The sequence below is a fragment of the Caulobacter sp. CCUG 60055 genome, assembly GCF_022750545.1.
Classification (GTDB): domain Bacteria; phylum Pseudomonadota; class Alphaproteobacteria; order Caulobacterales; family Caulobacteraceae; genus PUIC01.
Window position 1 is genome coordinate 109,967 of record NZ_PUIC01000014.1, and the last position, 22,585, is coordinate 132,551.

20 protein-coding genes and 1 pseudogene are annotated in these 22,585 nt (G+C 70.0%); 14 read left to right on the top strand and 7 right to left on the bottom strand.

Annotated features, from left to right (window positions below):
* The first annotated feature begins 55 nt into the window (after positions 1 to 55).
* Positions 56 to 244: a hypothetical protein gene (locus C5708_RS16990; RefSeq protein WP_242922941.1), complete on the top strand. Its 189-nt coding sequence runs from the start codon at positions 56 to 58 to the stop codon at positions 242 to 244.
* A gap of 88 nt (positions 245 to 332) precedes the next feature.
* Here C5708_RS16990 and C5708_RS16995 read toward each other — a convergent pair whose 3' ends face one another.
* Complete coding sequence (locus C5708_RS16995) at positions 333 to 1,277, bottom strand: electron transfer flavoprotein subunit alpha/FixB family protein (protein ID WP_242922942.1); 945 nt, start codon at positions 1,275 to 1,277, stop codon at positions 333 to 335.
* Entirely contained in the window at positions 1,277 to 2,023 is a 747-nt protein-coding gene (locus C5708_RS17000) for an electron transfer flavoprotein subunit beta/FixA family protein (RefSeq protein ID WP_242922943.1), read from the bottom strand. Before C5708_RS17000 ends, C5708_RS16995 begins: the two co-directional genes overlap by 1 nt.
* Positions 2,024 to 2,253: 230 nt before the next feature.
* On the opposite strand from C5708_RS17000, the gene C5708_RS17005 reads away from it, so the two are divergent.
* Positions 2,254 to 2,532 (top strand): hypothetical protein, encoded by a 279-nt coding sequence (locus C5708_RS17005; RefSeq protein WP_242922944.1) that lies wholly within the window; start codon positions 2,254 to 2,256, stop codon positions 2,530 to 2,532.
* Between the two features lie 65 nt (positions 2,533 to 2,597).
* Here the strand turns inward: C5708_RS17005 and C5708_RS17010 are convergent, their stop codons facing one another.
* Complete coding sequence (locus C5708_RS17010) at positions 2,598 to 3,176, bottom strand: cob(I)yrinic acid a,c-diamide adenosyltransferase (RefSeq protein WP_242922945.1); 579 nt, start codon at positions 3,174 to 3,176, stop codon at positions 2,598 to 2,600.
* An 11-nt stretch (positions 3,177 to 3,187) separates the two neighbouring features.
* Positions 3,188 to 3,388, bottom strand: a complete 201-nt coding sequence (locus tag C5708_RS17015) for a twin transmembrane helix small protein (protein WP_242922946.1) — start codon at positions 3,386 to 3,388, stop codon at positions 3,188 to 3,190.
* A 515-nt stretch (positions 3,389 to 3,903) separates the two neighbouring features.
* On the opposite strand from C5708_RS17015, the gene C5708_RS17020 reads away from it, so the two are divergent.
* Together C5708_RS17020 and C5708_RS17025 are read left to right on the top strand one after the other, a co-directional pair.
* Positions 3,904 to 4,551 carry a TetR/AcrR family transcriptional regulator gene (locus tag C5708_RS17020; protein ID WP_242922948.1) on the top strand — a complete coding sequence of 216 codons (648 nt, stop codon included), beginning with the start codon at positions 3,904 to 3,906 and terminating at the stop codon, positions 4,549 to 4,551.
* A 118-nt stretch (positions 4,552 to 4,669) separates the two neighbouring features.
* Positions 4,670 to 5,275 (top strand): TetR/AcrR family transcriptional regulator, encoded by a 606-nt coding sequence (locus C5708_RS17025; protein ID WP_242922950.1) that lies wholly within the window; start codon positions 4,670 to 4,672, stop codon positions 5,273 to 5,275.
* On the opposite strand, the gene C5708_RS17030 is transcribed toward C5708_RS17025, so the two are convergent.
* A complete protein-coding gene (locus C5708_RS17030) occupies positions 5,272 to 6,960 on the bottom strand; it encodes an acyl-CoA dehydrogenase family protein (RefSeq protein WP_242922952.1) in 1,689 nt (562 codons plus the stop codon). The genes C5708_RS17025 and C5708_RS17030 overlap by 4 nt on opposite strands.
* Positions 6,961 to 7,067: 107 nt before the next feature.
* Positions 7,068 to 8,432 (bottom strand): pseudouridine synthase, encoded by a 1,365-nt coding sequence (locus C5708_RS17035; protein WP_242922954.1) that lies wholly within the window; start codon positions 8,430 to 8,432, stop codon positions 7,068 to 7,070.
* 134 nt (positions 8,433 to 8,566) lie between these two features.
* Between C5708_RS17035 and tadA the strand changes: the two genes are divergently transcribed.
* Positions 8,567 to 9,028 (top strand): tRNA adenosine(34) deaminase TadA, encoded by a 462-nt coding sequence (gene tadA / locus C5708_RS17040; protein ID WP_242922977.1) that lies wholly within the window; start codon positions 8,567 to 8,569, stop codon positions 9,026 to 9,028.
* 81 nt (positions 9,029 to 9,109) lie between these two features.
* Here tadA and C5708_RS17045 read toward each other — a convergent pair whose 3' ends face one another.
* Entirely contained in the window at positions 9,110 to 12,178 is a 3,069-nt protein-coding gene (locus C5708_RS17045; RefSeq protein WP_242922956.1) for a TonB-dependent receptor, read from the bottom strand.
* A gap of 426 nt (positions 12,179 to 12,604) precedes the next feature.
* Between C5708_RS17045 and C5708_RS19585 the strand changes: the two genes are divergently transcribed.
* From C5708_RS19585 to C5708_RS17090, 9 genes and pseudogenes are all read left to right on the top strand, one after another.
* The gene (locus C5708_RS19585; protein ID WP_242922958.1) at positions 12,605 to 14,608 is read left to right on the top strand and encodes a prolyl oligopeptidase family serine peptidase; all 2,004 of its coding nucleotides are present in this window, start codon (positions 12,605 to 12,607) and stop codon (positions 14,606 to 14,608) included.
* A gap of 10 nt (positions 14,609 to 14,618) precedes the next feature.
* Positions 14,619 to 15,269 (top strand): RNA polymerase sigma factor, encoded by a 651-nt coding sequence (locus C5708_RS17055; RefSeq protein ID WP_242922960.1) that lies wholly within the window; start codon positions 14,619 to 14,621, stop codon positions 15,267 to 15,269.
* A 97-nt stretch (positions 15,270 to 15,366) separates the two neighbouring features.
* Entirely contained in the window at positions 15,367 to 16,365 is a 999-nt protein-coding gene (locus C5708_RS17060) for a FecR domain-containing protein (protein ID WP_242922963.1), read from the top strand.
* Positions 16,366 to 16,406: 41 nt separating this feature from the next.
* Entirely contained in the window at positions 16,407 to 18,821 is a 2,415-nt protein-coding gene (locus tag C5708_RS17065) for a TonB-dependent receptor (RefSeq protein WP_242922965.1), read from the top strand.
* Positions 18,822 to 18,916: 95 nt separating this feature from the next.
* Entirely contained in the window at positions 18,917 to 19,798 is an 882-nt protein-coding gene (locus C5708_RS17070) for a glycosyltransferase family 2 protein (protein WP_242922967.1), read from the top strand.
* A complete protein-coding gene (locus tag C5708_RS17075) occupies positions 19,788 to 20,573 on the top strand; it encodes a polysaccharide deacetylase (RefSeq protein WP_242922969.1) in 786 nt (261 codons plus the stop codon). The genes C5708_RS17070 and C5708_RS17075 overlap by 11 nt, the downstream gene beginning before the upstream one ends.
* A gap of 85 nt (positions 20,574 to 20,658) precedes the next feature.
* Positions 20,659 to 21,030: a YciI family protein gene (locus tag C5708_RS17080; protein ID WP_242922970.1), complete on the top strand. Its 372-nt coding sequence runs from the start codon at positions 20,659 to 20,661 to the stop codon at positions 21,028 to 21,030.
* Positions 21,027 to 22,304 carry an RNA polymerase sigma factor gene (locus C5708_RS17085; protein ID WP_242922971.1) on the top strand — a complete coding sequence of 426 codons (1,278 nt, stop codon included), beginning with the start codon at positions 21,027 to 21,029 and terminating at the stop codon, positions 22,302 to 22,304. The genes C5708_RS17080 and C5708_RS17085 overlap by 4 nt, the downstream gene beginning before the upstream one ends.
* A gap of 88 nt (positions 22,305 to 22,392) precedes the next feature.
* Positions 22,393 to 22,585 (top strand): annotated as a pseudogene (locus tag C5708_RS17090) (hypothetical protein); the annotation flags it as partial.

Here is a 22,585-nt window from a genome sequence, read left to right on the forward strand (position 1 = left end):
TGTCGACATGCGGCGCCGCTCGTTCTTTTCACCCTGCATCCGAAAGACCCGACCGATGAAGATCCTGATCTTCGCGGGCGCTGCGACCGTGCTCGCGCTGGGGCTGGTCCTCGCCTCGCCGCCCCCGCCGCCGGCCTCCGCCTCGCAAACCGCCGCCCTGCACGACGAGCTGCGCTGGACCGAACGCAACGCCCCCTATGTCGTCGCCAAGGTCGGCGCGCCGATCACCCTGGCCAGCCGGTGACGCCGCGCCGAGGCGCGCATGGCCTGAACGCACAAAGGCCCGGAGCTCGCGCTCCGGGCCTTTTTCGCGAACGGCGGCGTTCGGAGGCTTACTTGCCCGCGGCGGCCAGGGCGTCCATCAGCTCCGGCACGGCGGTCTTGTAGTCCTGGACCAGGCCGTAGTCGGCGACCTGGAAGATCGGCGCGTCGGCGTCCTTGTTGATCGCCACGATCACCTTGGAGTCCTTCATGCCGGCCAGGTGCTGGATGGCCCCGGAGATGCCCACGGCGACATAGAGCTGCGGGGCGACGACCTTGCCGGTTTGGCCGACCTGGTAGTCGTTGGGCGCATAGCCGGCGTCGACCGCGGCGCGGCTGGCGCCGACGGCGGCGCCCAGCTTGTCGGCCAGGGGCTCGATCACCTTCTGGAACTCGTCGGCCGAGCCCAGGGCGCGGCCGCCGGAGACGACGATCTTGGCGGCGGCCAGCTCGGGACGGTCGGACTTGACGATCTCGTCGGAGACGAAGCGGGTCTTGGCCGCGCCGGCGCCGGCGTCGACCTTCTCGATCGTGGCCGAGCCGCCCTGGCCCGCCGCCTTGAAGGCGGTGGCGCGGACGGTGACCACCTTCTTGGCGTCGGACGACTGCACCGTCTCCAGCGCGTTGCCGGCGTAGATCGGGCGCACGAAGGTGTCGGCCGAAACCACTTCGACGATGTCGCTGATCAGGGCCACGTCGAGCTTGGCGGCGATGCGCGGGGCGACGTTCTTGCCGCCGGCGGTGGCCGGGATCAGGATGGCGTCGTAGCCGGCGGCCAGCGGCAGCGCCGCGGCGGTGACCGCCTCGGCGATCTGCTTGCCCAGCGCGTCGCTCTCGGCGACCAGCACCTTGCGCACGCCGGCGATCTTGGCCGCTTCGGCCGCGACCGCGTCGACGCCCTGGCCGGCGACCAGCACGTCGACGTCGGCCGACAACGCCTTGGCGGCGGTGACGGTCTTTTCGGTGGAGTCCTTCAGCGACGCGTTGTCGTGATCGGCGATGACGAGAACGGCCATTACAGCACCCCCGCTTCTTTGAGCTTGCCGACCAGATCGGCGGCGGTTTCGACCTTGACGCCGGCCGAGCGCTTCGGCGGTTCCGACACCTTGAGCACCTTGAGATGGCCCTTGACGTCGACGCCGTAGTCGCCGGTCGACTTGACGTCGATCGGCTTCTTCTTGGCCTTCATGATGTTGGGCAGGCTGGCGTAGCGCGGCTCGTTGAGGCGCAGGTCGGCGGTGACGACGGCGGGAAGGTCGACTTCCAGCGTCTGCAGGCCGCCGTCGACTTCGCGGGTGACCTTGGCCTTGCCGGCTTCGATCTCGACCTTCGAGGCGAAGGTGGCCTGCGGCCAGTCGAGCAGGGCCGCCAGCATCTGGCCGACGGCGTTGTTGTCGCCGTCGATGGCCTGCTTGCCCATCAGCACCAGTTCCGGCGCTTCCTGGCCGATCACGGCCTGCAGCAGCTTGGCCACCTCCAGCGGCTCGACGTCGTCGTCGGTCTGGATCAGCACGCCGCGGTCGGCGCCCATGGCCAGGGCGGTGCGGATGGTCTCCTGCGCCTGGGCCGGGCCGATCGAGACCACGACGATCTCGGCGGCCGCGCCCTTTTCCTTGAGACGCACGGCTTCCTCGACCGCGATCTCGCAGAAGGGGTTCATCGACATCTTGACGTTGGAAAGGTCGACGCCGGACTGATCGGGCTTCACCCGGACCTTGACGTTGGCGTCGATGACCCGTTTCACCGGGACGAGAATTTTCATGGTCTTTTCGCCCTCAGACCTGGAATTGGCGGCCGCGCGATTTTTCGCTGCGCCGCAAAATGCGCGGCAAACTGACAAGCGGGCCGCCCCCTGTCAACGCACGGAAAACATTCGTTCAAATTGACGTATGGGGAAGTTTGTGCGAGTTCGCCGCTCGAACCGACAAGAAATCCGCGACGCTTTCGGGGCGAAGCCCGGCTTCGCGCAAAAAGCGTCCCCGCAGAGCCCGCATGAACCGCACGATCAATCGCCTGAAGCTGATTTTCCTCGGCCTCTTCGTCATCGGCAACGTGGCGATCTGGAGCTACCAGGTGTTCTGGAAATGGCCCGAGCAGCGGTGCGAGGCCCAGGGCAGCTGGTGGGACTGGCGCGACCGCATCTGCGCCACGCCCATGCCGCTGTCGACCATCACCGGGCGCTTCCCGGGCCGGCCCGACCTGCCGTCGGTGGCCGGGATCGCCAGAACGCCGGCCGCGACGCCCGCCGCCCAGGCCCCGGCCAAGCCCTGATTCTCGTTTGATCGTCCCGGGACCTCGGCGCGCGCCCCGCCACCAGGTCCCGGCTCTGCGCCGGACTAGCGCGTCGCCCCCGGGACCCACAGCACGTCGGCGCGCCCCTTGTCGTTGGCCTGCCGCGCGGCGACGAACAGCAGGTCCGACAGGCGGTTGAGGTACTTGATCGCCGCCGGCCCGACCGTCTCGCCCTCGACGTCGGCCAGCTCGACCGCCGCCCGTTCGGCGCGACGGCAGACCGTGCGCGCCAGGTGCAGATAGGACGCCGCCGGCGACCCCGCCGGCAAGATGAACGAGGTCAGCGGCTCGAGCTCGGCGTTGATCTGGTCGATCTCGCGCTCCAGCCGTTCGACCTGCCCGTCGAGGATGCGCAGCGGCTCCCAGGCCAGCTTCTCGCCGCGATCGGGGGTGGCCAGGTCGGCCCCCAGGTCGAACAGGTCGTTCTGGATGCGCGACAGCATCGGGTCGAGCAGGGCGTCGCCCGCCGTGTGCAGGCGCACCAGGCCGATGCAGGCGTTGGTCTCGTCCACCGCGCCGTAGGCGGCCACGCGCAGGTCGTACTTCTTGACCGGCTCGCCGGTGGACAGCCGCGTCCGCCCCTTGTCGCCCGTCCGCGTGTAGATCTTGTTAAGCGTGACCATGCGGCGGGGGCTCAGCCGAGCTTGCCGCGCCACCAGAAGGCGGCGACCAGGATCAGGACGGCGACGAACTGCAGCACCACGCGCAGGCGCATCAGCTTGTTGGAATAGGTGCGGCCGAAATCCCCGCCGCGGAACAGGGCGTAGATTCCGAAGCCCAGGGTGACCGCCACCGCGAGCAACGCGGCGGGGATCAGATAGTCGAACAGGTTCATGCCCCGATTGTACGCGCGGGGGCCCCGCCGAGGCGAGCGCAAAGGCGCGGCGGCCCTCAGATCGCCTCAAGCCGAGCGCAATTTCGAGAAAAAGTGGCTTGCTGAACGATGGTCACCGACCTATATCGACCATGCTCGACGAACACGGTCACCGATCGGGCGCGTTGAATCCGGCACAAAATCCGGAAACGACGACAAAAAACGCTACTTTTCGCGTCCGCCAAGGCGAATTCGCGGATAAGTAGTGTCAGCCGTTTACATGACGCACTTGGGGCTGGGCTGTTTGAGTGAGCGCGCTCACTCATTGTCGCCGCCTCGCCGGAAGGCGAGGCGACAAACCGGCGCGCCGTCCGCGGCGCCCAGGAGACCAGACGATGGTTCGCTTCGGTTCGACACGAGACGCCGCGTTCCCGCGGCCGATCACGTCCCTGACCGCCGCGCGCCTTCGTCGCTGACTATCGCACTGACCTGAAGACAGGCGGCGGGCTCCCCCTCGCACGCCAGGAGACCATCCGATGAACCATATACCCGCCCGCATTCTCGCTGCGCCGGGCCGTCCCCTCACCCGCCGCGCCCTCGCCAAGCTGCAGACCCGCCAGCGCGTGCTGAACGCGGCCAAGGCGCTGTTCACCGAGCGCGGCTACGAAGGCGCGACGATCCGCGACATCGCGGCGGCGGCGGGCATGTCGACCGGAGCGGTGTTCGCCAGCTTCAGCGACAAGTCCGACCTGTTCAACGAAGTCATCATCGCCGACTACGAGGCGACGCTCGACGCCATGCGCGAGGCGGCCGCCCGCGAGGCCGGGACGGCCGGCGCGCTCAGCGCCCTGTTCACGGTGGCCTACGAGTTCCACCTGGCCCAGTTGCCGCTGGCCCAGGCCGGCATCAGCGTGTCGTGGTCGCGCAGCCCGGCCGCCGAGCAGCGCAACCGCGAAGGCCTGCGCCCGATGATCGGCCTGGTCAGCGACGTGCTGAGCCGGGGCGTCGAGCGTGGCGAACTGCCGCACGACCTGGACGTCCGGCTGATCGGCGAAATGATCTGGGACAGCTATCTGTCGAACTATCGGCGCGCGGCCTACGACGGCTGGGCGCTGGAGGCGCTGGTCGATCGGTTGAACGACCAGATCGGCGTCATCCTGGCGGGAAGCCGCAAGGCCGCCTGAGGGGCGCGGCCTTTGGGGGATTGAACGATCGAGGGGGCCGCCAAGAGCCCCTCGCGGACCGTTCCGGGCCCACCGCCCGGAACGGTTCGGCGTTTGGAAATGAAGGGGAGCGGGGCGTTTGGGCGTAAGAGACACACAGAAGCAGGCGACGCGGGGCCGGGTGCTGGCCGCAGCGCGGGACCTGTTCGACGCGGCGGGGTTCGAGGCGACGACCACGCGGCAGATCGCCGATCGTGCCGGGGTGGCCGTCGGCAGCGTGTTCACCACCTTCGCCAGCAAGGCCGAGATCCTCAGCCAGGTCATGGTCGACCGGCTGGAGGCGCTCTACGCCGAACTCGAGCGCGTCGCGCCGCACCTGCGCGGCCCGACGGTCGACCGGCTGCGCAGCCTGATGGCCATCCACTACAGCTTCGAGATGCGCCGCGCCCGGCTGTTCGTCGCCTATATCGCCGCCTCCTACGGCTGGCCGCTCGACGGCGCCGTGACGCCGCTCGGCCAGAACAAGCGGCTGCAGGAGATGCTGGGCGAACAGCTGCGCAGGGGGATCGAGGCCGGCGACGTGCGGCCCGACGCCGACGTGCCGCTGTTCATCGAGGCCCTGCTGGCCGCCTATTTCTGGAACTATCGCCGGGTGGTGCAGGAAGGCGCCGACGCCGCCGCCCTGACCGCGATCATGGACCGCCAGCTCGGCCTGCTGTTCGAGGGGGTGGCGGCCCGGCCCTAGTTCGCCCCCTCCTCCAGCAGACGGCGGGCGATGACCTGGGCCTGGATCTCGCCGGCCCCCTCGAAGATGTTGAGGATGCGGGCGTCGGCCAGCACGCGGCTGATCGCGTACTCCATGGCGAAGCCGTTGCCGCCGTGGATCTGCAGGGCGTTGTCGGCCGCCGCCCAGGCGACCCGGGCGCTCAGAAGCTTGGCCATGCCGGCCTCCAGGTCGCAACGCTTGCCCTCGTCCTTGCGGCGGGCGGCGAAATAGGTGAGCTGGCGCACGCCCATGATCTCGGCCGCCATCATCGCCAACTTGTTGTGCACGCGGGGGAACTCGAAGATCGGGCCGCCGAACTGCCGGCGGTCGAGGGCGTAGCGAAGGCCGGTCTCCATGGCGCACTGGGCCACGCCGATGGCCCGGGCCGCCGTCTGGATGCGGGCGCTCTCGAAGGTGGCCATCAGCTGCTTGAAGCCCTGGCCCTCGACCCCGCCGAGCAGGTTTTCCGCCGGAACCCTGAAGCCGTCGAAGCCGAGCTCGTACTCCTTCATGCCGCGATAGCCGATCACCCCGATCTCGCCGCCGCTCATGCCCGGCGTCGGGAAGTCGCCGGCCTCGTTCATCCGGGTCTTGGGCGCCAGCAGCATGGAAAGGCCGCGATAGTCCGTGGTCTGCGGATCGGTGCGGACCAGCAGGGTCATCATGTCGGCGCGGGCGGCGTGGGTGATCCAGGTCTTGTTCCCCGTCACCACATAGTCGTCGCCGTCGCGCGCGGCGCGGGCGCGCAGCGATCCCAGGTCCGAGCCGGTGTTCGGCTCGGTGAACACCGCCGTCGGCAGGACCTCGGCCGAGGCGATCCTGGGCAGCCAGCGCTGTTTCTGCGCCTCGGTGCCGCCGGTCAGGATCAGCTCGGCGGCGATCTCGGAGCGGGTGCCCAGCGAGCCGACGCCGATATAGCCGCGGCTCAGCTCCTCGGAGACCACGCACATGGCGGTCTTGCCCAGCCCCGCGCCGCCGAATTCCTCGGGGATGGTCAGGCCGAACACGCCGAGCGCGCCCAGCTCGCCGATCAACGCGATCGGGATGAGCTGGTCCTCCAGGTGCCATTGATGGGCGAAGGGGACGACCTTTTCCTCGGCGAAGGCGTGGAACTGGTCGCGGATCATCTCGAAGGTCTCGTCGAGACCGGTGCGCTCCAGGGTCGGCCGTCCGCGCGCCTCGGACAGCAGCTCGGCGACGCGGGTCTTGACCGCCTGGCCGCCGGCCGCCTGCATCAGCCGCGCCAGCGGCGGGGCGAACAGCAGGTCCATGGTCTGGCGATCGACGCCGAGGTCGGCCGGGCGCACGACCTCGCCCTGGTTCATCGGCACGCCGCCGACCAGCTGGCAGGCGTATTCGGCCAGCAGCAGCTGGGCCAGCAGGGCCTCGACCTCGCCGAACGCGCCCTCGGCCGCCAGGCCGTCGGCCCAGGCCGAGACCTGGGTCATCAGCTCGGCGTAGGTGGCGTACCAGCCGAAGCCATGCACGGCGTGCTGTTCGCGGTCGGCCGCCTTGCGGTCGATCTTGCCGTCCGCCGAGACCTTGGCCCGCACCGCCGCCCGCGCCTCGGCGACAAAGGCCTGCGCGGCCCGCGCCGCCTCGCGCATCGTCTCGCGCAGGTCGGGAAGGACCAGATCGGCGGTTCCGGCGTCGGCTTGGCTCATGTCGGACGAAGCTCCCCTGGTCCTGGCGCCCGGTGTTCCGGGTCGCTCATGTCGCAAATGCGAGATGGACCTTACAGGTCCTTCCGCACCCGCGAAAAGCCCGACGTTCAGCCCCGCCGCTTCGGACCCGGTCCTGGCTTGCCCGGCCTGAGTCCGCCGGGCCCGGGCCGGGCCGATCCGCCCCGGCCCGGTTTGACCTGGCCGGACGCGCCGTGGCCAGGCTTGCTCGGGGCAGGCTTGTTCGGGCCTGACTTACTCTGGCCAGGCTTGCCCTGGCCCAGCGCGCCCGAACCGGACCGGCTCGAACCAGCCGGGGCCTTGGACCGGCCGCCGGCCTCGCCGGCCGGCCGGCCGGCGCCCTTGACCGAGGTCGCGCCGCCGGAGCGGGCGGGGCGCTTGCCGGGCGGGCCGCCGAGATCGACGCCGCGCACCGGCGGCCGGGCGGCGTCGGCCTTGGCCGACTTGGGCGGCCCCTTGGGCTTGCGCGCCGGCCCCGGCTTCTTCTTCGGCTTGGCCCAACCGGCCTTGTAGACCGGCTTGCGCGGCGTCTCGACGGCCGGCGACGGTTCGACCGCCACGACCGCGGCGACGGCGCCCGGCGCGGTGCGGCCGCGACGACGGCCGTCGCCGGCGGCGACGCCGCTGGCCGCCCGCGGCGCGGCGGCGCGCACCGTGCGGTCGCCCGTGGGCAGGTTCTCGGCCGGCACATAGGCGGCGAGCTGTTCGCGGATGACGCGCGGCCCGACCTCCTCGACCGCGCCCACCGGCAGGGGCCCGAGCTGGAAGGGGCCGTAGGACAGGCGGATCAACCGGTTCACGGTCAGGCCGAGGGATTCCAGCACCTTGCGGACCTCGCGGTTCTTGCCCTCGGTCAGGGTGACCGTGATCCACAGATTGGCGCCGGCCGCCCCCTCCTTGGCCTTGTCGAGCGTCGCCTCGATCGGGCCGTAGTGGACGCCCTCGATGGTGACGCCGTCCTTCAGGCGGTCGAGCTTGGCCTGGGTGGCGTGGCCGCGCGCGCGGGCCCGATAGCGCCGCACCCAGGCGTTGGCCGGCAGCTCCAGCGCCCGCGCCAGCGCCCCGTCGTTGGTCAGGATCAGCAGCCCCTCGGAATTGAGGTCGAGACGGCCGACCGAGATCACCCGCGGCAGGCCGTCGGGCAGGTTCTCGAACACGGTCGGACGCCCCTGGGGATCGCTGTGCGAGGTCAAGAGGCCGACCGGCTTGTGATAGCGCCAGACCCGCGTCGGCTCCGGCTCGGACACCACTTCGCCGTCGACGGTGAGGATGTCGCCCGGCGCGACCTTGACCGCCGGCGTGGTCAGCACCTGGCCGTTCAGGCTGACCCGGCCGGCCTCGATCAGGCGCTCGACCTCGCGCCGCGAGGCCACGCCCGCCCGCGCCAGCGCCTTGGCGACGCGCTCGCCGTCCCGGGTCTCTTCGGTGTCGGTTTGTGGGGAATAGGAATTCATCTTAAAGGGTTCCGTCGAAGGCTGCGCCATCTCTCGATGGGGCGGCCAGGATAGGCCGCCCGCGGCCAAACGCAAAACGGCGTCCCTGCTTGAGCGACCAGCCCGCCCCCATCGACGACCACGACCTCGCCGCCATGCGCGCGGCCCTCGCCCTCGCCCGCGAGGCGGCGGCGGCCGGCGAGACGCCCGTGGGCGCGGTGGTGATCGACCCGGCCACCGGCGAGATCCTGGGCGCGGCCGGCAACGGCCCCATCGCCGCCCACGATCCCACCGCCCACGCCGAGATCCTGGCCCTGCGGCGGGCCGCCGAACGCCTTGGCAACTATCGCCTCACCGGCCTGACGCTGGTGGCGACGCTGGAGCCCTGCGCCATGTGCGCCGGCGCCATCAGCCACGCCCGCATCGGCCGGGTGGTGTTCGGGGCGGACGACCCCAAGGGCGGCGCGGTGATCCACGGTCCCCGGTTCTTCGCCCAGCCGACCTGCCATTGGCGGCCCGAGGTTCGGGGCGGACTGCTGGCCGAGGCATGCGCCGGCCTGCTCAAGGACTTCTTCAAGGCCAGGCGCAAGCCGCGCCGGCCGCCGGCCGACGCCTAGCCCGCGCCGGCGGCCGGAACGAAAAAGGGGCGGCGGGGTCTCCCCCGCCGCCCCCTTCGAGCTCGCGCTCGAGGCGTCAGCCTACCAGCGCTTGTTGATCTCGAAGAACGCGCGACGGCCGATCAGGTCGTACTGCGACGCCAGGCGCATGTTCGAGATGCGGTTCAGCGACGAGGTCGAATAGAACGGCGGCGGGTTGTCGAAGACGTTCTGCACACCGACCGTGACCGAGAAGGTGTCGAACTTCTTGCGCACCGACAGGTCGTGATAGGCCACGAACTCCAGGTGACGCTTCAGGTACGCCGTCTGGTCGCGATAGGGCACGGTGTCGGTGCCGTAGCCGCTGTAGGCGTCGTCGACATCGGAGGTCTTGCCGTACATCTGGGTGGCCCAGGCGAACGTCCAGTCCTCGTGGTCGAACCGGGCGTTGATGGTCCCGGTGAAGTCCGGATAGCCGGTGAAGCCCTGGTTCTTGGTCGGCCGCATCGTGCTCTGCAGCTGGGTGTACCAGTCGAGAACCCAGGTGAACTGGCTGGTGATCGACAGGCGGCCGAGCGGGAAGTCGTGCCGGTACTGCGCCTCCAGGTCGATGTTGTGGCTCCACTGCTTGGCCACGTTCAGGTAGTTGTTGGTGATCCCCGTGATCATGCCGAAGGTCGGCGACCCGGCCGTGGTGTCCCGCTGGATCAGCGAGCAGTAGAGGTTGTTGGGGAAGCTGCCCGAGTCGAAGCACTGGCTGACGATGTTGGCCGCGCCGAACTGCTGAACCTGGTTGTTGATGGTGATCTCGGAATAGTCCAAGGCCACGCGCAGGTCGGTGAACGACGGCGTCCACACGGCTCCGACCGTCCAGGCGTCGGAATCCTCGGCCTTCAGATAGCCCTTGCCGCCGCCCGCCGTGATCGTCGCTCCGCTGGCGTTCGCCGCGTTGTAGGTCGGCGCGAGGCCGATGGCGGCGCAGTTGGCGGCCTGACGCGAGGTGACCTGCGGGTTGGTGCCGTATTGGTAGCAGATGTCCACCGCGGCCTGGCTGAGGAAGCCGGTCTGGTTGGCCAGGTACAGCTCGTACAGCGCCGGGGCGCGGAACGAGGTGCCCTTGGTGGCGCGCAGGCGGAAGGCCGGCACGATCTGCCAGTTGACGCCGACCTTGTAGGTATTGCTGCCGCCGTAGCTGTCATAGTCGCTGTAGCGGTCGGACAGGTTGATCGTCAGACTGTCGGCGAAGCGCATGCCCTTCAGGACCGGCACTTCGACTTCCCCGAACACCTCGGTGATGGTGTCCGACCCGCGGGTGATGCCCGAGGTGGTCGCGCCCCAGTAGTTGCTGTTGCGGGCGTTGTAGCCGGGGGTGTCGTTCAGCTCTTCCTTGCGCAGCTGGACGCCGACCGCGGCCGCCACCTTGCCGGCCGGCAGGGTGAACAGGTCGCCGCTCAGCGAGGCCTCGACGTACTGGTGGGTGTAGTCGGTGTGGCCCTTTTCGTTGCCGAACAGGAAGGCGGCTTCGTCAGAGGTGAACTGGCCGCTGTTGAGCGTCGCGGCCTTGAAGTAGTTCACCGGCGTGCAGGCCAGGCCCGGCGTGTTCGAGATGGTGATCAGGGCCGGGTTGCAGGCCGAGGCGCCGATCGTGGCGTTGACCCGGTCGTTGTAGATGAACTGCTGCTCGTAGTCGGCCGACGACTTGGCGTACTGGCCGTATATGTCCCACGACCAGTTCGACAGGAAGCCGAAGGTGTCGGGCAGGTCGCCGCGCAGGCCGATCACCACGCGGGCGTAGTCGACGGTCTGCTTCTTGTCGGACGGCAGCAGGATCACCGGCTGGGCGTTGGACGCCGGGCCGGTGTAGTTCGGGTTGGCGGCCGGGTTGAAGGGGTTGGATGGGTTGGCCGCGTTGACCGTCGGGAACAGCTGGCGGACGGTGTCCTGGGCCGAGTCGCGACGGTTCAGCAGCAGGTCGCCATAGACCTGGACGGTCGGGGTCAGGTCGAAGGCGCCGTTGCCGAAGAAGGTGTAGCGGTCGACCGGCGACACCGCGTGACGGCGGCGCATGAACGGCGAGTCGGTCGGCTGGGCGGCCTGGGTCGAGCGGGCGAAGGCCAGGATGCCGGCCGTGCACGAGGCGGTCAGGGCGGTCTGGTTGGTCTGGCCGGCGCAGGCGGGCACGAAGCTCAGATACTGCGCCTGGTTGGTGACGACGTTGCGGCCGTAGAGGCCGGTGCCGTAGGCGCCGGTCGAGCCGTTGAAGGCGCCGGGGGTCCCGGTGCCGCGGTTGACGGCCCGGTAGCCGTTGAGGTTGAAGCCGTCGGCCGTGGCGGTCGGGTCGATGATGAACCGGCCGGAGGGCGAGGCGCCCGTGCCCGAGGTGGTCGTGGACGACTTGGTGACCACCGCGTTGGCGGTGTTGACGCAGGCGAAGGTCCCGGTCTTCGGATCGATCAGGTCCAGGCGCGCGCCGGTCTGCGGGTCGAAGGCGTAGTCGACCGGGCAGGCCAGGTAGTCGCGGTCCGAATAGCGCAGGCCGCGCATGGTGAAGTAGTCAAGCCCGACCTGGACGTGGCCGCGGCTCCAGGTCCAGCCCTTGCTGCCGCTGACGCGGTAGACCTGGCCGCCGCTTTCGAACGGCACGTTGCCGTAGACGTTCAGCTCGGCGTTGTCGTTGTTCTTCTTGGTGATGACGTTGACCACGCCGGCCACGGCGTCGGAGCCGTAGATCGACGAGGCGCCGTCCTTCAGGATCTCGAAGCGGTCGACCATCGAGGCCGGCACGGTGTTGAGGTCGAACGGACCGACCTGACCGCCGACGCCGGCCGGGCCGGCGCGCTTGCCGTCGATCACGAACAGCGTGCGCTGGGCGCCCAGGCCGCGCAGCGACAGCGAGTTGACGCCGGCGCCGCCGACCGTGTTGAAACCGGTGAAGTTGTTGTCGATCTGCACCGCGGTGCTGGCGATCGTCGAGCCTTGCAGGATCGCCCCGGTGTCGACCAGGCCCTGCAGGGCGCTGTTCTCGGTGGTGATCACCGTGATCGGCGCCGGGCTGTTGAAGTTGCTGCGCTTCAGGCGCGAGCCGGTGACCACCAGCTCTTCGATCTCGGCCGACTTGGCGGTTTCGCCCTTGGTCTCGGCGGCGGTCTGGGCGAGAGCGGGAACGCTCATGGCCGCAAGAGCAATCGATCCTGCAATGATCGTTGAATTAAGCAAAAGCTTCCTGGCGTTAGCCATTTACAGGAGTCCCCCTTAATCGAAAAAGCGAGAAGTTCGTGATTTTTTTGCGAACCCACTCGCAGATTGCCGGGACCGTAACAGTTCCGACACATGCCTCAACCCGCGTCGCAATCGCGAAACAATTATGGCGACGAGGCGTCGCAATCTCGCCACACTGCAAAGCAGGGAAACTCCAACCCATCCGTGTAGGAGAGGATGATTTCCTCTAATTTTGCACACCAGCGATATTCACTGGCGTGAAATTCCACTCTGGGAGGAAAAATGCGAGATAGATCGAAGCCGCGCCGATCGAAGCGGAATTTGGGCGAAATTTGGGCTAACGCCGTTCCACGCATCACCCTCTCCGCCGTCTTGATCGTGGCCGCAGCGGCCTCGCCCCCGCCCGCCGGCGCCCGCGCCGAAACCCCCGTCCCGGCCGCCAGGGAGTTCGCCCGCGCTCCGGCGATCAGCGACGTGTCGATCTCCCGCGACGGCAAACACATCGTCGCCCTCACCTCGGCGGACGGCGATCAGGCGACCATCTCGGTCTGGCGGACCGATGCGCCCGAACAGAAGCCGACGATCATCGGCTCGACCCACATGCGCTTCCTGAAGGTGGCGTTCCTCAAGGACGACCGGCTGCTGGTCACCGCCATCCAGACGCTGACCATCGGCACCATGCGCGGGCACCTCAGCAAGCAGTACATCACCGACCTGCGCGGCGAGAAGTGGAGCACCCTGCTGCCGGAATCAGGCGGCTCGAACAGCGACCAGGACTATTACGACAGCCTGACCAGCGCCTCGATCATCAGCGAGTTGCCGCTCGACAAGGAGAACGTCCTGGTCGAGGACAACCGCGCCGCCGGGCGCGGCGACATCTACCGCGTCAACGTCTACACCGGCCGCGCCGAGCGCGTGGACCACGGCTCCAGCAAGTTCGGCGACGTCCAGGCCGACCTCAAGGGCGAGGTCCGGGCCCGGGTGGAGGTCGGCTTCCAGGACGGCAAGGCCTATTTCGCCCAGTGGATCAAGAACCCCGCCACCGGCGCCTGGGAGGAGCATTTCCGCTCCTACGCCAAGGACCGCACCGCGCCCTCGGTGGCGGCGTTCACCAAGGACCCCAACATCATCTACATCGTCGCCCGCCAGAACGGCGACAAGTCCGGCTTCTACGAATACGACATCGCCCAGCGGAAGATCCTGGAGCCGGTGTTCGCCCACAAGCTGTTCGACGTCGGCTACAGCTTCGCCCCCCCGACCGTCCGCCAGTCCGACGACGGCGACCTGCAGGGCTTCAGCTACCTGGCCGACAAGCCGCGCGACTACTGGCTCGACGACAAGCTCAAGAGCCTGGCCGACGGCGTGAAGAAGGCCCTGGGCGTCAAGACCGGCCAGGTCGCCTGGACCGATCCCGCCACCGGCGACAAGACCCGCCTGACCCTCAGCGAGGGCGCCGACGCCACGCTGGAGAGCTGGTCCAAGGACCTCAGATACGCCATTGTCGAAAAATCCGGCCCGCAGTTCCCGGCCGAATATTACCTGCTGTCCGACCAGGGCAAGCTGACCCTGCTCGGTCGCGCGCGCCCCTGGCTGCGGCCCGAATCGCTGGGCCACACCCGCCTGGTGCAGTACGCCGCCCGCGACGGCCTGATGATCCCGGCCTTCCTGACCACCCCGCCCGAGGCGCGGTACGGCGCCGGGCCGCACCCGGCGATCATCCTGCCGCACGGCGGCCCCTGGGCCCGGGACGTGATGGACTGGGACCCCAGCGGCTGGCCGCAATACCTGGCCGCCCACGGCTATGTGGTGCTGCAGCCCGAATTCCGCGGATCGCAGGGCTGGGGCGAGAAGCTCTGGCGGGCCGGCGACCGCGAATGGGGCGGCAAGATGCAGGACGACAACGACGACGGCGCCCGGTGGCTGGTCGACCAGAAGCTCGCCGACCCCAAGCGCATGGCCCTGTTCGGCTATTCGTACGGCGGCTACGCCGCCCTCGTCGCCGCCATCCGGCCCAACGGCCTCTATCAGTGCAGCATCTCCGGGGCCGGCGGCTCGATCGCCAGCTTCAAGCGCGGCACGTCGGAGAATCGCATCCTGCGCGAACTGCAACGGCCCAGCGTCGACGGGCTCGACGCCATCCAGCAGGCCGGCGAAGTGAAGATTCCGGTGTTCCTCTATCACGGCGACCGCGACCGCACCGTCGACATCAAGGACTCGCGCGCCTTCGCCGATCGGCTGAAGACGGCCGGCAAGCCCTACAAGTACCTGGAGATCAAGGACATGGGGCACCCCTATGTGACGTGGACGCCGGCCATGGCCGAACAGCAGCTCACCGAGATCGACGGGTTCCTGCGCAACGACTGCCGGCCGGGCGGCCTTTGATCGGGACCGGTTGCAACATTTTCCCAGCCACATAAAAGGGGGCGGTCGATGGTGGTCGGCCGCCCTGCCTGCGCCAGGAGCCGCCCGTCGCGTCAAGTGGAGACCCCGCCTGTCCGAGGGCGAACATCATCCGCATCCCGCGCCGGCCGGCGTCGAGGCGCTGCTCCGGCTCTATACGGAGCGGCGCGACAATCTCGTGCGCTTCTTCACCGGCCGCCTGCGCTCGGCCGCCGAGGCCGAGGACCTGATCCAGGACCTATACCTGAAGATCGCCGGCCTCGACGCCGAGACGATGTCCGGCGAGGTCAGCTCGGCCCTGCTCTTCCGCATCGCCAACAACCTGATGATCGACCGGCTGCGCAGCCGTCAGCGATCGGCCGTGCGCGACCAGGCCTGGCAGCGCGGACAGGTGATGGAGGTGGCCGGCGCGCCGGTGGTCGACGCGCCGGGGGCGGACGAGGTGGTGGCCAGCCGCCAGCGGCTGAACGCCCTGGTCGAAGCCGTGTCGTCGCTGCCGCCGCAGACCGCCCGCGCCTTCCGGATGCACAAGCTGGAAGGCCTGAGCCACGCCGAGACGGCGGCGGCCATGGGGGTCAGCAAGAGCGCCGTCGAAAAGCACATCAGCGCAGCGATGAAGCTGCTGATTAAAAAAATGCAATGACGACCTCGATTATCGATAAAAACATCTGTGGTTGCAGGGCGACGGCGCCGTTTATGGGGCAATATGGCGGCGTGGGCCGTCGAGTCGGGACGTCAGAATGACCCAGGCCGAACAGATTTTGGAGGCGGCTGTCGACTGGCTGACGAAACTGCGCGAGCAGGACGTCGGCGAGGCGGATTGGCGCGCCTTCGACGCCTGGTTGGATGGGCACCCCGCCAACAAGGCCGCCTACGACGCGGCCGTGATGCTCTACGCCGAGGTCGACCATCTGGCCCCGCGCCTGCGCGACGCCCTCGACGAGGGCGGGGTGGTGGTGCCGTTCCCCAACCGCGCCGCCCGAACGGCCCCCGGCCGGTCCCGGACGCGGCGCTGGCTGCCCGCCGCCGGCTCGGCCATGGCGGCCGCCGCGGCCGTGGCGGCGGCGGTGGTCATCGCGCCCTGGAACGTGGCGACGCCCTACCAGACCTACGCCACCGGCAAGGGCGAGCACAAAACGATCACCCTGGCCGACGGCAGCCGCATCGACCTCAACGCCGCCTCGCACATCTCGGTGCGGATGGAGAAATCGGCCCGGCGGGTGGTCATGGACGACGCCCAGGCGATCTTCGACGTCGCCAAGGACGAGAAGCGGCCGTTCCTGATCACGGTCGGCGACGAGACCGTCCGCGTGGTCGGCACCCAGTTCGACGTCCGCCATCGCGACGGCCGGGTGGCGGTGACCGTCAGCCGCGGCCTGGTCGAGGTCTCGCCCAAGTCCGGCGGGGCGGGTTCGGCCGTGCGCCTGCGTCCCGGCCAGCAGCTCGAGCACGTCGAGGGCGGCGAGGACGCGGCGGTCAGCGAGGTCTCGCCCGACGAGGTGTTCGGCTGGCGCAGCGGCCGGCTGATCTATCGCGACCGCCCGCTGAGCGAGGTTGCGGCAGATCTCAACCGCTATTTCGCCAAGCCGGTCCGCCTGGACGGCGCCCAGACCGCCAACCTGCGGTTCTCCGGCGTGCTGATGGTCGACGGCCAGGACGCTACGGTCCGGCGGCTGACCGAACTTCTGCCGGTTTCTGCGACATTTTCGGGGGGCGCGGTCGTCCTGCATTCGCGCTAAAAGCCTCCCGACCAGGGTCGTCGGGGGACGCCGCGATTTCAGTGCGCGCCAGTATCGCTTTCATCGCGGGCTTGCTGGCCTCGGGCGCCGCCGTCGGCGCGGCCCGGGCCGAAGCGCCGCGGCGCGCCTATGACATCCCCGCCAAGTCCCTGGCCGACGCCCTGATCGACCTCGGCCTGCAGGCGCGGGCGACGATCGGCGGCACGCCCGCCTGCCACGGCCGCAGCCGGCCGCTGGTCGGCCAGTACACCCTGACCGAGGCCCTCGATCATCTGCTCGCCGGCTCGTCCTGCCGTTACGAGATGGTCGACGCGCGCACGGTCCGCATCGTCCGCGCCCGGCGATGGCCGTTCCTGCCGCACCCCGCCCCCGTGGCCGCGGCCATGGTCGCGCCGTCGCCCCGCCCGGCCAGCGGGTCCATCGACGAACTGGTGGTGACGACCAATCGCCGCGCGACCCGGTTCGGAAGCCTGCCCGGCGGCCTCAGCATCATCGGCGGCGACGTGCTGACGACCACCGGCGCCATCGACACCGGCGACGTCGCCCGGCAGGCGGCGGGCTTCATCACCACCAACCTCGGCCCGTCGCGCGACAAGATCATGCTGCGGGGGTTGTCGGACGGCGCCTTCACCGGGCGCACCCAGTCGACCGTCGGCACCTATCTCGACGACGTCCCGCTGATCCACAACGCGCCCGACCCCGATCTCAAGCTGGCCGACGTCGAGCGGGTCGAGATCCTGCGCGGGCCGCAGGGCGCGCTCTATGGCGGCGGCTCGCTCAGCGGGGTCTACCGCATCGTCAGCCGCAAGCCGGCCTTCGACGTCGTCTCGGGCGAGGCGACCGTCGCCGGCTCCGTCACCGAATCCGGCTCGCCCAGCACTCAGGTCCAGGCCGTGCTCAACGCCCCCGTCGTCACGGGCGTGGCGGCGGCGCGGCTGGTCGCCTATCGCGACGTCGAGGGCGGCTATATCGACGACGTCAACCTGCGCCAGTCGGACGTCGACCGCACCACCCGCAGCGGCGGCCGGCTCGCCCTGTCGGCGCGGCTGGGCGAGGGCTGGTCGATCACCCTGAGCGGAACCGGCCAGGACGTCAGCTCCACCGACACCCAGTACGTCACCCAGGCCAAGGGCAAGCTGCAGAGGGCCAATCAGGTCCGCGAGACCCACTCTAACCGCCTGGCCGCGACCTCGGTGGTCGTCGTCGGCGCCGGCGACTGGGGCCGCTTCGAATCGACCACCGCCCTCATCGACCACGAATACGCCAGCCGCTACGACGCCACCGCCGCTCTCACCGCCTTCAGCGACACCAGCATCGAGGTCGGCGTCTACGACGAGGCCGTGCACGTGCGCCGTTTCGTCGAGGACGCGGTGTGGTCCTCGCCCGAGGACCGCCGGCTGCGCTGGCTGGCCGGGGCCTTTCTGTCGAGCGGCCAGGAGACCGGCGCCTACGACCTGCGGGCCCGCGTCAACAACGCCCCGCCCCGCGCCATCTATCAGGAGCATCGCGGCGACCGCCTGCGCGAATACGCCGCCTACGGAGAAATCTCCTACGACCTGGGCGGCGGATGGACGGCCACCGTCGGGGCCCGCGTCTTCCGCACCACGGTCGGCGTCCGCTCGAACGTCGTCGCGCCCTCGCCCGGACGCTCGCGCGTGTTCGCCGGCGACGCCGATTTCCAGGGCGTGTCGCCGAAGATCTCGATCCAGCGCGCGCTCGGCGGCGGCGGCCTGGTCTACGCCCTGGCCTCCGAAGGCTATCGCGCCGGCGGCTTCAACACCGCCGGCCTGACGCCGCCCTCGGCCAAGCTGCGCGCCTTCCAGCCGGACCACCTGCGCAACTACGAGATCGGCGCGGCCTTCAACCCGTTCGACGGGCGGCTGCGGTTGCGCACGGCGCTGTTCTACGACGTCTGGAACGGCATCCAGACCGACCAGTACTTCAGCTCGGGCCTGTCCTACACGGCCAATGTCGGCGACGGCCGCAATCTGGGCCTGGAGGCCGAAGCGGTCTGGCGGCCGAACGACCGCTTCAGCCTGCAGGGCAACGCCTTGCTCAACACCCCCAAGCTGACCCGCGCCGATCCGAACTTCGCCGCCAGCTCCACCTCGGCCCTGCCGGGCGTGCCCGACGTCTCGTTCGGCCTGCTGGCCGCATGGCGCAAGCCGCTGACCCCGCGATACGACCTGCTGCTGACCGGCGAGGCCAACTATGTCGGCCGCTCGCGCCTGACCTTCGACAGCCGCTACTCGCCGACCATGGGCGGCTACGTCACCGCCAAGATGTCGGCCCAGATCCTCGCCGGCCGCTGGCGGGCGGCGCTGTTCGTCTGGAACCCCTTCAACGCCGCCGGCGACACCTTCGCCTATGGCAATCCGTTCAGCTTCGGCCAGGTCCGGCAGGTCACCCCGCAGCGCCCGCGCACCTGGACCCTGTCGGTCTCGGCGAATTTTTAGTTTCTGCTAACTTTTTCTGCGGTCGCGCCGGTTCGGCGCCGTTTCCCCTATGATCGTCCGTTCACGTCGCCGTGGCGGACCCCCCGGGGGAGACCATGGTGAAGCTTTCCGGTCTTGTTTGCGCCCACAACGAAGAGGCCCGCCTGACGGCCTGCCTGGAGCGCCTGGCCTTTTGCGACGAGATCGTGGTGGTCGCCGACCGCTGCACCGACCGCACCGAACAGATCGCCCGCCGCCATGGCGCGCGGGTCGTCTCCGGCATCTTCCCGGTCGAGGGCCGGCGCAAGGAGGCCGGGGTCGCCGCCTGCCGGGGCGAGTGGATCTTCGAACTCGACGCCGACGAACACGTCCCGCCCCGCCTGGCCCAGGAGATCCGCCTGACCATCGCCGCCAGGGGCGCGGCCGACTGGTACCAGGTGCCGGTCGACAACTATGTCGGCGACCGTCTGGTGCGCGACGGCTGGGGCGGCTCGTTCGGCTGTTCCTCGGTGGCGCGCCTGTTCCGCAAGGGCGTCAAGACCTGGAAGCACGAGCGCGTGCATCCGGGCACCAGCTTCCACGGCGTCTACGGCGGCAAGCTGGAGACGGCCATCGCCCACAAGGTCGACGACGACATCGCCGACATGATCCAGCGCCTCAGCCGCTACACCGCCCTGCGGGCCCAGGACCTGGCCGAGGGCGGCAAGATCAAGGGGATCGGCGACGACCTGTTCAGGGGCATCCGCCGCTTCTTCAAATGCTACGTCTCGCGCAAGGGCTATCGCGAGGGCGAGTACGGCGTGCTGATCGCCCTGATGGCGGCGCTCTATCCCATCCTCTCCAATCTCCGGGCCCGCGAACTGCTTCGCGCCCAGAGCAAGCCGCCGGCGCGCCTGATCGCGCCCACGGCCAGGACGCCCGTCAAGCTCCACCCGGCGACGGGCCCAAGGTCCGCCGTCGCCGCCAAGCTGGACAACGGCGTCGGGCTTGCGCACTGACCGCCGCCGGCGGCGAGGCGGCGTCGCGAGACCCGGCGTGCTGTTCGACCTGATCCTCGGCCGCGAACTCGCCCGCTGGCGGCGGGTCGGACGCCGGCCGGTGCTGTGGTGGCGCGACGACGACGCGCGCGCCCCCACGCCCCAACTCGAACGGCTGATCGCCCTGTCGATACGGCACCGGCGGCCGCTGACCGTCGCCGCCATCCCCGACGGCGACCTGCCCGCCCTCGCCGTCCTGACGGCGACGGCCCCGGCGGTCGCCCTGGCCGTGCATGGCTTTCGCCACCGCAACCGCGCGCCGCTCGGCGATCCCTCCGGCGAGGTCATCGACGGCGACGACGTCGACGACGTCGCGGCCCAGGTCGCCGCCGCCTCGGCCCGCTTCGCCGCCGCCGGCGCGGCGACGCCGCTGTTCGTGCCGCCCTGGAACAACATCCATCCCACCCTGCTCGCCGCGCTGCCCGCCGGCGGCGTCGAGGTGCTGTCGGGCTTCGACGGGCCGCGCCGACGCGAAACCAGCGGCCTGCGCCGCCTCGACGCCCATCTCGACGTCATGCGCTGGGGCGAGGCCCCGCGCTTTCGCGGCCGCACGCGCTTCCTGGGCCGGCTGAGGCGACAGCTCGCCGAACGGCGCCGCCATGGACGCTGGAGCGAGCCGATCGGCCTGCTCACCCATCACCTGGACCACGACCCCGGCGCCTGGCGCTTCCTGGACCAGTTTCTCGCCCAGCCCGCCTTCGACTGGCGCGACTGGCGCGGCGCGCTCGAAGCCTAGGCCCCCGGGGCCGATCCATTTTTCTCGGGCGCGTTGTCGGCGGCCGGCGTAATCCTTCGTCCTTCGGAAGAGAACGAGGACCGCCATGCTCTACACCATCCTGTGCTACCATTCCGAGGAGGCCGTCGGCGCCTGGTCCAAGGACGAGGACGACGCGGTGATGACCAAGCTGGCCGCGGTGCAGGAGCGCCTGCACGCCGAGGGCCGGCTCGGCCCCGTCGCCCGGCTGGTGCCCACCACCGCCGCCACCACCCTGCGCAAGGACAGCGATCCGCCCCTGGTGCTCGACGGCCCCTACGCCGAGACCAAGGAGCAGTTGCTCGGCTTCTACGTGATCGAGGCCGACTCGCTCGAGCACGTCCTCGACACCGCCCGCGAGCTCGGCCGCGCCAATCCCGGCGGCGCCTACGAGATCCGCCCGATCTCGACCTTCACCACGGGCGCCCTCGCCGAATGACCGACCTGGCTTGGATAGACGCGGCGCTGACCTCGGCGCGGCCCCAGGCCCTCGGCGCCCTGCTGCGCTATTTCCGCGATCTCGACATCGCCGAGGAGGCGTTCCAGGACGCCTGCCTGCGCGCGCTCAAGACCTGGCCGCAGAAGGGGCCGCCGCGCGATCCAGCCGCCTGGCTGATCTTCGTCGGCCGCAACGCCGCCATCGACCAGACCCGCCGCCGCAGCCGCCAGCAGGCGCTGCCCGACGAGGACGCCATCTCCGACCTCGACGACGTCGAGGAGCCGCTGGCCGAACGGCTGGACGGGGCCCACTACCGCGACGACGTCCTGCGCCTGCTGTTCATCTGCTGCCATCCCGACCTGCCGGTCACCCAGCAGGTCGCCCTGGCCCTGCGCATCGTCGGCGGCCTGTCGGTCAAGCAGATCGCCCGCGCCTTCCTGGTCGGCGACAGCGCCATGGAGCAGCGCATCACCCGCGCCAAGGGGCGCATCGCCGACGCGGACGTGCCGTTCGAGGCGCCCGGTCCGGTCGAACGCGCCCAGCGCCTGGCCGCCGTCGCCGCCATGCTCTACCTGATCTTCAACGAGGGCTATTCGGCCGGGCCCGACGCCGTCGAGGCCAAGGCCCCCCTGTGCGACGAGGCGATCCGGCTGGCCCGGCTGCTGCTGCGCCTGTTCCAGGCCGAGCCCGAGATCATGGGCCTGCTGGCCCTGATGCTGCTGCAGCATTCGCGCTCCGGCGCGCGCTTCGCCGCCGACGGCTCGATCGTGCTGCTCGACGACCAGGACCGCGGCCTGTGGAACCGCGAGATGATCGTCGAGGGCCTGGCGCTGATCGACAAGGCCGTCCGTCATCGCCGCCCCGGTCCCTATCAGGTCCAGGCGGCCATCGCCGCCATGCATGCGCGGGCTGCGCGCGCCGAGGACACCGACTGGACGGAGATCGACCTGCTGTACGGCCTGCTGGAGCGGCTGCAGCCGTCGCCGGTGGTGACGCTGAACCGCGCGGTGGCCACCTCCAAGGTCAGCGGCCCGGCCGCCGCCCTGGCCATGATCGAACCCCTGGGCGCCAAGCTGTCCGGCTATTTCCACTTCTTCGGGCTCAAGGGCGCCCTGTTGCAGCAGCTCGGCCGCACCGCCGAGGCGCGCGAGGCGTTCGGGCGGGCCATCGCCCTGGCCAACACCGCGGCCGAGGCCGCCCACATCCGTCAGCATCTCGACCGCCTGGCCCAGGACCATCCGGCCGCCGGCCGCGTCGCGGCGGGAAGCAAATAATTTCGCCGGCCCTGTCGGCGCGCGCCGCCCCGGCGCGTCCTTTGAACGAGCCCGCGCGACGCGGGCGCACAGTGCAAGGAGATGTCGCATGACCACCGCCGCCGCCAATCCGGCCCAGCCGCCGCAACCCGAGGTTCTGGGCGGGGTCGTGCCCTATCTCACGGTGGACGGCGCCCTGCGCGCCGCCGAGTTCTACAAGAAGGCGTTCGACGGCGAGGTGGTGGCCAGCCACCCCGTCGACGAGCAGGGGCGCACCATGCATGTGTTGGTGTGGACGGCCT

Coding starts and splice junctions, on each gene's coding strand:
- C5708_RS16990 (WP_242922941.1), top strand. CDS start 56: ATGAAGATCCTGATCTTCGCGGGCGCTGCGACCGTGCTCGCGCTGGGG.
- C5708_RS16995 (WP_242922942.1), bottom strand. CDS start 1,277: ATGGCCGTTCTCGTCATCGCCGATCACGACAACGCGTCGCTGAAGGAC.
- C5708_RS17000 (WP_242922943.1), bottom strand. CDS start 2,023: ATGAAAATTCTCGTCCCGGTGAAACGGGTCATCGACGCCAACGTCAAG.
- C5708_RS17005 (WP_242922944.1), top strand. CDS start 2,254: ATGAACCGCACGATCAATCGCCTGAAGCTGATTTTCCTCGGCCTCTTC.
- C5708_RS17010 (WP_242922945.1), bottom strand. CDS start 3,176: ATGGTCACGCTTAACAAGATCTACACGCGGACGGGCGACAAGGGGCGG.
- C5708_RS17015 (WP_242922946.1), bottom strand. CDS start 3,388: ATGAACCTGTTCGACTATCTGATCCCCGCCGCGTTGCTCGCGGTGGCG.
- C5708_RS17020 (WP_242922948.1), top strand. CDS start 3,904: ATGAACCATATACCCGCCCGCATTCTCGCTGCGCCGGGCCGTCCCCTC.
- C5708_RS17030 (WP_242922952.1), bottom strand. CDS start 6,960: ATGAGCCAAGCCGACGCCGGAACCGCCGATCTGGTCCTTCCCGACCTG.
- C5708_RS17035 (WP_242922954.1), bottom strand. CDS start 8,432: ATGAATTCCTATTCCCCACAAACCGACACCGAAGAGACCCGGGACGGC.
- tadA (WP_242922977.1), top strand. CDS start 8,567: ATGCGCGCGGCCCTCGCCCTCGCCCGCGAGGCGGCGGCGGCCGGCGAG.
- C5708_RS17045 (WP_242922956.1), bottom strand. CDS start 12,178: ATGAGCGTTCCCGCTCTCGCCCAGACCGCCGCCGAGACCAAGGGCGAA.
- C5708_RS17060 (WP_242922963.1), top strand. CDS start 15,367: ATGACCCAGGCCGAACAGATTTTGGAGGCGGCTGTCGACTGGCTGACG.
- C5708_RS17070 (WP_242922967.1), top strand. CDS start 18,917: ATGGTGAAGCTTTCCGGTCTTGTTTGCGCCCACAACGAAGAGGCCCGC.
- C5708_RS17080 (WP_242922970.1), top strand. CDS start 20,659: ATGCTCTACACCATCCTGTGCTACCATTCCGAGGAGGCCGTCGGCGCC.
- C5708_RS17085 (WP_242922971.1), top strand. CDS start 21,027: ATGACCGACCTGGCTTGGATAGACGCGGCGCTGACCTCGGCGCGGCCC.